9 protein-coding genes are annotated in these 6,377 nt (G+C 72.0%); 4 read left to right on the top strand and 5 right to left on the bottom strand.

Annotated features, from left to right (window positions below; all coding sequences use genetic code 11):
* Window positions 1-31 precede the first annotated feature (31 nt).
* Window positions 32-451, top strand: a complete 420-nt coding sequence (locus tag OJ997_RS31305; protein WP_270029300.1) for a methyl-accepting chemotaxis protein — start codon at window positions 32-34, stop codon at window positions 449-451.
* Here OJ997_RS31305 and OJ997_RS31310 read toward each other — a convergent pair.
* Window positions 448-1,575, bottom strand: a complete 1,128-nt coding sequence (locus OJ997_RS31310; protein ID WP_270029301.1) for a PucR family transcriptional regulator — start codon at window positions 1,573-1,575, stop codon at window positions 448-450. The two genes, OJ997_RS31305 and OJ997_RS31310, sit on opposite strands and share 4 nt — an antisense overlap.
* A 21-nt stretch (window positions 1,576-1,596) precedes the next feature.
* Window positions 1,597-2,364, bottom strand: coding sequence for a CpsB/CapC family capsule biosynthesis tyrosine phosphatase (locus OJ997_RS31315; RefSeq protein WP_270029302.1), 768 nt, complete (start codon window positions 2,362-2,364; stop codon window positions 1,597-1,599).
* A gap of 101 nt (window positions 2,365-2,465) precedes the next feature.
* Here OJ997_RS31315 and OJ997_RS31320 point away from each other — a divergent pair, with 101 nt between their 5' ends.
* Together OJ997_RS31320 and OJ997_RS31325 are read left to right on the top strand one after the other, a co-directional pair.
* Complete coding sequence (locus tag OJ997_RS31320) at window positions 2,466-2,987, top strand: carboxymuconolactone decarboxylase family protein (protein ID WP_270029303.1); 522 nt, start codon at window positions 2,466-2,468, stop codon at window positions 2,985-2,987.
* Window positions 2,984-3,769 (top strand): mycofactocin-coupled SDR family oxidoreductase, encoded by a 786-nt coding sequence (locus OJ997_RS31325; protein WP_270029304.1) that lies wholly within the window; start codon window positions 2,984-2,986, stop codon window positions 3,767-3,769. The genes OJ997_RS31320 and OJ997_RS31325 overlap by 4 nt, the downstream gene beginning before the upstream one ends.
* On the opposite strand, the gene OJ997_RS31330 is transcribed toward OJ997_RS31325, so the two are convergent.
* Entirely contained in the window at window positions 3,766-4,677 is a 912-nt protein-coding gene (locus tag OJ997_RS31330) for an SDR family oxidoreductase (protein ID WP_270029305.1), read from the bottom strand. The genes OJ997_RS31325 and OJ997_RS31330 overlap by 4 nt on opposite strands.
* Window positions 4,678-4,694: 17 nt before the next feature.
* Here OJ997_RS31330 and OJ997_RS31335 point away from each other — a divergent pair, with 17 nt between their 5' ends.
* Complete coding sequence (locus OJ997_RS31335) at window positions 4,695-5,240, top strand: TetR/AcrR family transcriptional regulator (RefSeq protein WP_270029306.1); 546 nt, start codon at window positions 4,695-4,697, stop codon at window positions 5,238-5,240.
* Here OJ997_RS31335 and OJ997_RS31340 read toward each other — a convergent pair.
* Complete coding sequence (locus OJ997_RS31340; RefSeq protein WP_270029307.1) at window positions 5,214-6,002, bottom strand: carbon-nitrogen hydrolase family protein; 789 nt, start codon at window positions 6,000-6,002, stop codon at window positions 5,214-5,216. The two genes, OJ997_RS31335 and OJ997_RS31340, sit on opposite strands and share 27 nt — an antisense overlap.
* A partial coding sequence (locus OJ997_RS31345; RefSeq protein WP_270029308.1) for a nitronate monooxygenase occupies window positions 5,999-6,377 on the bottom strand: 379 nt, incomplete at its 5' end. The genes OJ997_RS31345 and OJ997_RS31340, both read right to left, overlap by 4 nt.

The following is a 6,377-nucleotide window of genomic DNA, read 5'->3' on the forward strand; positions in this document are numbered from 1 at the left end:
TCGCTTGAGGGGACGGCCCGATACGTCCCCCATGTCCCGCTTCACGCCCAATCGCCCCGAACATCTCGTCGCTTCCATCGTCGCCCTCGCCGAGCAGAGCAACCGCCTCGCCCTTGACGCCGCCATGGAAGCCGCCCGCGCCGACTCGCAGGGCCGCACCGCCATCGTCGTCGACCAGATCTGCCGCCTCGCGGTCGGTGCCGGCGTCTCCGCCGGTGAGATCGTCTGGCTCGTCTCCGAGCTCGAGACCGCGACGGAGGACCACGACTTCCTGTCGGAGGCCGGCGTCGCCGTCGCCGGCATGGAGTCCTGCCTGATCGCCGTCACCGAGGCCGTGCAGGAAGTCGCCGACCGCGGCGCCCCGGTCGAAGTTTCCTCGTCTGCCGAAGCGCTGCGCCGCGTCACCGTGCAGCTGGCAGAGCTGCTGCCGCGCCTCCAGCCGGTTTCCTAGGGGGGACTGAGCCGGGCCAGTCGCAAGGCGAGGTGGCACAACAGCCGATCCTCGCCGTCGTGTAGATCCACTCCGGCCACTTCCTCGATCCGGCGCAGGCGGTAGTACAGCCCGCCGCGGTGAAGGGACAACGCCGCGGCGGTGCGTTTGACATCGCCCGCGTGATCGAGATAGGCCTCAAGGGTCTGCACGAGCGACTGGTCCCCGGCCAGCAGCCGCCGGAGCCCCTCCGGCAAGTCCTCCAGGGCCGCGTCCGGGAGCGCCGTCACCACGCGCTCCACGCCCAACGCGTCCCAGCTTGCGATGCCGCTGTCCTGAAGAGCGGCAACCCGCAGTGCCGCCAGCGCCCTCCGGTAGGAGGTGCCGGCGTCGGCGAGCGCCTCCGCCGCGTCGCCTTGTCCGATCAGGGCGCGCGGCGAGGTGAGTGCCCCGAGCGCCTCCAGCACCGCGTTGGAGCCGCGCTCGCCCGCCAGGCACACGAGCCGCTGCTCGAGCTCCGCGCACAGCGCCTGCTTGGCCGCCAGCCGCGCCCGCAGCCGGTCCAGCGCCTCCGCGCTCCACTCCTCCCCCGCCGGGCTCGCCGGTGCCGCCACCCACACGCGCAGCGGGCGCAGGGGCAGATAGTGCTCGGCCTCCAGGTCGTGCGCGGCCGCCTGGGCCAGGGCGGGGTCGCTGCTCAGCAGCGCGGTCACGAGCTGCTGCTCGTGGCGACGGCGGATGAGCTGCGCGTCGGCGTCCGGACCGACCAGCGCCGCGGCCTCCGCGGCGGCGGCGCGCGCCAGCCGGAGCTCGTCGGCGTTGACGGCCGGCTCTTCGAAGAGCCACAGGTAGCCGAGGCGCCGGCCCGCGCCGACGAGCGGGATGCAGACCCGCGCGCGCATGCCGATCTCCGGCCGGGCGGGGATGTGCACCGGCCCCGTGGCGGTGCGGATGCCCTCCGCGAACAACGCCACGCGGGCGTCGTCGGGGGCGAGCCGGCCGAGGATGCTGGCGGTGCGCACCGCGTCCAGCTCGCCGAACTGCGTGCTGTACGCGAGCGGCCTCAGCTCCGCGTCATCGATCAGCACGGGACGGCCCAGGCTCAGGCTGAGCGAATCGACGATCTCCTGAAGCCCTCGGTCCAACGCGGGACCGAACTTACTCCGTCAGCGCGCGGAGTTGGCGCGGTCTTCCGTTTCCGGAAGCGCCAGGCGAGGATTGCCCTCGCGCAGAAGGAAGCGCGGATTGGACTGCGTGAGGCGGAACGCCTGCACGTCGCTGACCCCGAGACGGCGCAGCGCGGCGTAGCCGAGCGGGAGCGTCTCCTCGCGGCTGCCGGGGTGCGTGTCGGACGCCAGGCAGTACGCGCGGCCGTTCGTGACGAGCTTGCCGGCGACCTCCTGCGGGGCGGGCCCGTGGGAGCCGAGCAGGCTGGAGACGTTGACCTGCAGCAGCGCGCCGGCGTCGGTGTGCGGCCGCAGGCGGTCGATCGGGCCGCGCACCCGCTCGGGGTGGGCGAGCAGCAGGCCGTAGCCGAGGCGGGTGAGGCGCTCGACGGCGGCGTCGAAGTCCTCGTTCAGGCCGGCGAACGGGCATTCGAGCAGGAGCCACGGCGCGTGCTTGGGGCCCTGGGAGATCAGCTGCAGGTCGCGGTCCGGGAGCTCCAGCGCGTCCTCGTGCGCGAGCTCACCGCCCGGATGCAACGTGACGTTCAGGCCTTCGGCGTGAATCGCATCCTGCAGCTCGGCGCGGCGGTCGGCCAGCTCGTGCAGGTCGATGTGCGGGAAGTGGCTGCGCTTGATGTGCGAGGTCGTCGCGACGTCCAGCACGTCCTCGCGGTCCAGCTGACGCGCGTAGCGAACGGCGGAGTCGAGCGTCCGCGCCCCATCGTCAAGACCCGGGAGGATGTGGCAGTGGAGATCGACGTACGGCATGCCCTATAGGTGGTAACACGCCGTCAGCAGACCGTGTGTGCGGATTCACCTCTTCAAAACATTTGCTAACGCAACCAACACACGATCGGCATGATTGCCGGATGGCCCGCATCCTTCCGGTCGACGAGACCTCGGCCCCGCCTGAGTCGGTGGAGCTCGCCGCAGCGCACGCCGCCACCGGCGGACGCATGACGAACATGAAGTGGACGCTCGCGCATTCCCCGGTCGCGCTGGACGCGCTGCTGCAGTGGTATCCGCTGCACGACCAGATCGCGCCCGTGCTCGGCGAGCGCCGGACGTGGCTGTTCTGCCACGCGATCTCGACCCAGAGCGACTGCCTGATCTGCTCGACGTTCTTCCGCCGGCTGCTGATCGACGCCGGCGAGGACCCGGCGGACCTCAACCTCGACGAGTTCGACGAGCTGATCGTGGACCTCGGCCGGCGGCTGGCGGCCGACCCGCACACCGTCGACGACGCGTTGCACGCGAAGCTTGCCGAGCGGTTCACGCCGCCGCAGGTCGTGACGCTGATCGCGTTCGGCGCGATCATGCTCGCCACCAACGTGTTCAACGACGCCATGGGCGTGGAGCTCGACGACTACCTGGAGCGGTACGCGGCATGATCGCCTTCATCACCGGTGCCGCTCATGGACAGGGCCGCGCGACCGCATTGGCCCTGGCCGAGGACGGCTACGACATCGTCGCGCTGGACGTCGCCGCGCAGCTCTCGTACCCCGCCTACCGGATGGGCTCCACCGAGGAGCTCGACTCGCTGGTCGCCGAGGTCGAGGGCTTCGGGCGCGAGTGCCTGCCGGTCATCGCCGACGTGCGCGACTTCGAGGCCGTCGACGCCGCCGTCACCGCGGCGATCGAGCGCTTCGGCCGCATCGACGTGCTCTTCAACAACGCCGGCATCTGCGCGTACGGGCTCGCCCACGAGCTCACCGAGCCCGAGTGGGACGCGATGATCGACATCAACCTCAAGGGCGCGTGGATCGTCGCCCGTCAGGTGATCCCGCACATGATCGCCGACAAGCGCGGCGTGATCATCAACAACTCCTCGATCGCGGGCCTGCGCGGGATGGGGCGCCTGTCGCACTACGCCGCCTCCAAGTGGGGCCTGACCGGGCTCACGAAGTCCTGGGCGATCGAGCTCGCGCCGCACGGCATCCGCGTCGTCTCGATCCATCCGACCGGCGTCGACGGGGCACTGAACGACGGCCTCGCGGCGATGGAGGGCAAGACGCCGCAGGAGATCGCCGAGGCGTCGGCGGGCAACCTGCAGCCGGTGCCGTGGATCGAGGCGCAGGACGTCGCCGAGGCGGTGCGGTTCCTGGTGAGTGACAAGGCGCGGTTCGTCACGGGCTCGCAGTTCGTGCTCGACGCGGGGCTCTTGACCCGCTAGCGGTAGGCCTCGACGTTGCTCGGTCGGCCGTCTTCGATGAACCGCCAGGCGTCGGGCTTGGAGCCGTCCAGGTCCGTGAAGCCGTAGACCTGGGCGAGGCCGCCGCTGGAGAGCGACTCGCCGTTGAACCGGGCCTTGTCCGGGTCGGCGGCGAGCGCGGCGACCGCGCGGCCGACGAAGTGCGGCGTCTCGGAGATCGCGAAGTCCGGGATGCGCTCGAGCGCGTCCTGCCAGGTCGCCTCGGTCACGCCGAAGTGCTCGAGCATCATCTCGCTGCGCAGCCAGCCCGGCGTGAGGGAGACGGACGTCGCCCCGTGCTTGACCAGGTCCTGCGCGTGCGCCCAGCCCATGCGGTTGATCGCGACCTTCGCGAGGTCGTAGAACGGTGACTCGCGGTAGGTCTTCGCGTTGTAGTCGGCGGTGCCGTCGCCGACCTCGATGTGCAGGCCGCCGGGCTGCTGGATGAGCAGCGGTAGCGCGTAGTGCGCCGTGATGAGGTGCGTGTCGACGCCGAGCCGCAGCATCCGCAGCCCGTTCGCGAGGTCGTGCTCCCAGACGGGCTTGGACCACTCGAACAGGTTCTCGCCGCCCCAGATGTCGTTGACCAGGACGTCCAGGCGGCCGTGGTCGGCGGCGATGCGGTCGGTCAGCGCCTTCACGGCCTCGTGGTCGAGGTGGTCGGTCGGGACCGCGATCCCGGTGCCGCCCGCCTCCGTGACGAGCTCCGCGGTCTCCTCGATCGTCTCCGTGGTGCGTCCGTACTCCGATGGCTGCTTGCGCGTCGTGCGACCGGTCACGTACACGGTCGCGCCGGCCGCGCCCAGCTCGACCGCGATCCCGCGGCCCGCCCCGCGCGTGGCCCCGGCGACGAGGGCCAGCTTGCCTTCGAGTTGTTTGTAAACGACCATTCGTTTATGATTACACGATGCCCCGACCGAAAACAAGGACCGACGAGGAAGTGCTGGACGCCGCGCTTCTGTCGCTTCGCTACGGGCAGCTGACGTTCGCGGGCGTGGCGCACGCGAGCGGCCTCTCGGCGGCGACGCTCGTGCAGCGGTTCGGCAACAAGAACCGCCTTCGGCAGCGCGCGCTGCTGCGCGCGTGGGATCTCCTCGACGCGCGGACGGCCGAGCTTGCCGCGAGCGCACCGCTCACCCCGGCGGGCGCGATCGACCTGCTCGTCGGGCTGTCCGGCCAGTACGACGAGATCGACCGCTACGCGGACAACCTGATGCTCCTGCGCGAGGACCTGCGCGACCCGGTGCTGCGGGCGCGCGGCGCGGCGTGGGAGCGAGAGCTGATCGCCGCGCTCGAGGCTCGCTGCGGGGCGGGCACCGGCGCGCTGCTCGCCGCGCACTGGCAGGGCGCGGTCACGTGGTGGGCGTTCCGGCCCGAGAGCGGGCTCGAAGCGGAGCTGCGCGCCAGCCTCGGGCGCCTGGTCGCGCTACTCGAACGCCAGGACGGTGCGTGAGCCGAGGTGCGCGCGGCGGTCGGCCCACATCTGCTGGCTCCTGCGCGCGGCCGTGATCGCCTCCGGGTCGAGGTCGGCGATCGCGAGCCCGTCGACGGCGTGCGCGATCCGCGTGCCGAGCGGGTCGTAGACGGCCGAGCCGCCGATGAAGGCGTGTGGCGCGCCGAGCAGGCCGGCGAACACGACGTAGAGGCCGTTGTCGAGCGCGCGGGCGCCGTAGTGCAGGTCGCGGCGCCGCTCACCGCCCGGGAAGTACGCGCCGCTCGCGAGGTACACGCTCGCGCCGTCCGCGGCCGCCCCCGCGGCGTGCTCGGGGAAGTTGGCGTCGTAACAGACCGAGAGCGCGAACTCGAAGCCTTTGAGCGTGAAGCTCGCGCCGTCCTCACCGGGCGTGAAGTGCTCGCGCTCGGTCGCGTAGATGTGCTGCTTGTCGTACGCCGGCCACGGAGCGCTGCCGGCGCGGAGGACGAAGTCCGTGAGCGTGCGGCGCTCGCCGCGGTCGAGCGCGGTGTTGAGCACGACGACCACATCGCCCTCGTCGACCGCGCGCTGCAACGGGTCGAGCCAGCCGAGGTCGTCCAGCGTCGGCAGCTCGCCGCCGAAGACGCCGTCGTCGTACCCCGTCACGAACGCCTCCGGGAACACGACCAGCTCGGCGCCCTGCTCGGCGGCGGCCCGCGTGAGCCGCGTCGCGGTCTCGACGTTCTTGGCGACCGCGCCGGGCACCGCTTCGGCCTCCACGGCCGCGACCCGCACGCTCATCCGGCGAGCCACCGCACGATGTCCGCCGCCGGCCCGGTGCGAGCCAGCTCGTACGCCTCGCCGGCCCACAGGTTGAAGCCGTCGGCGTCGCCGGCCTTGCGCGCGGCGGCCCGCAGACCGGCCGTCGCGTGGTGGATCTCCGGGTACGCGATCGGCGCGTCGGGATGCTCGTCCATGAAGCGATTCTGGATACCACGCGCGAGCCGCCCGCTGAACGCGCGCGTCAGCGCGGTCGGCGCGCCCCCGGCCGCGAGCCGCGCGCGATACGCGGGAACGGTCCCGGCCTCGTCCGCGAGCAAGAGCGCGCTGCCGACCTGCACGGCCGCCGCCCCGAGCGCCAGCGCCGCGCGCACGCCCGCGGGCAAGTCGGATCGT

It is taken from the genome of Solirubrobacter phytolaccae (assembly GCF_027587195.1).
Classification (GTDB): Bacteria; Actinomycetota; Thermoleophilia; order Solirubrobacterales; family Solirubrobacteraceae; genus Solirubrobacter; species Solirubrobacter phytolaccae.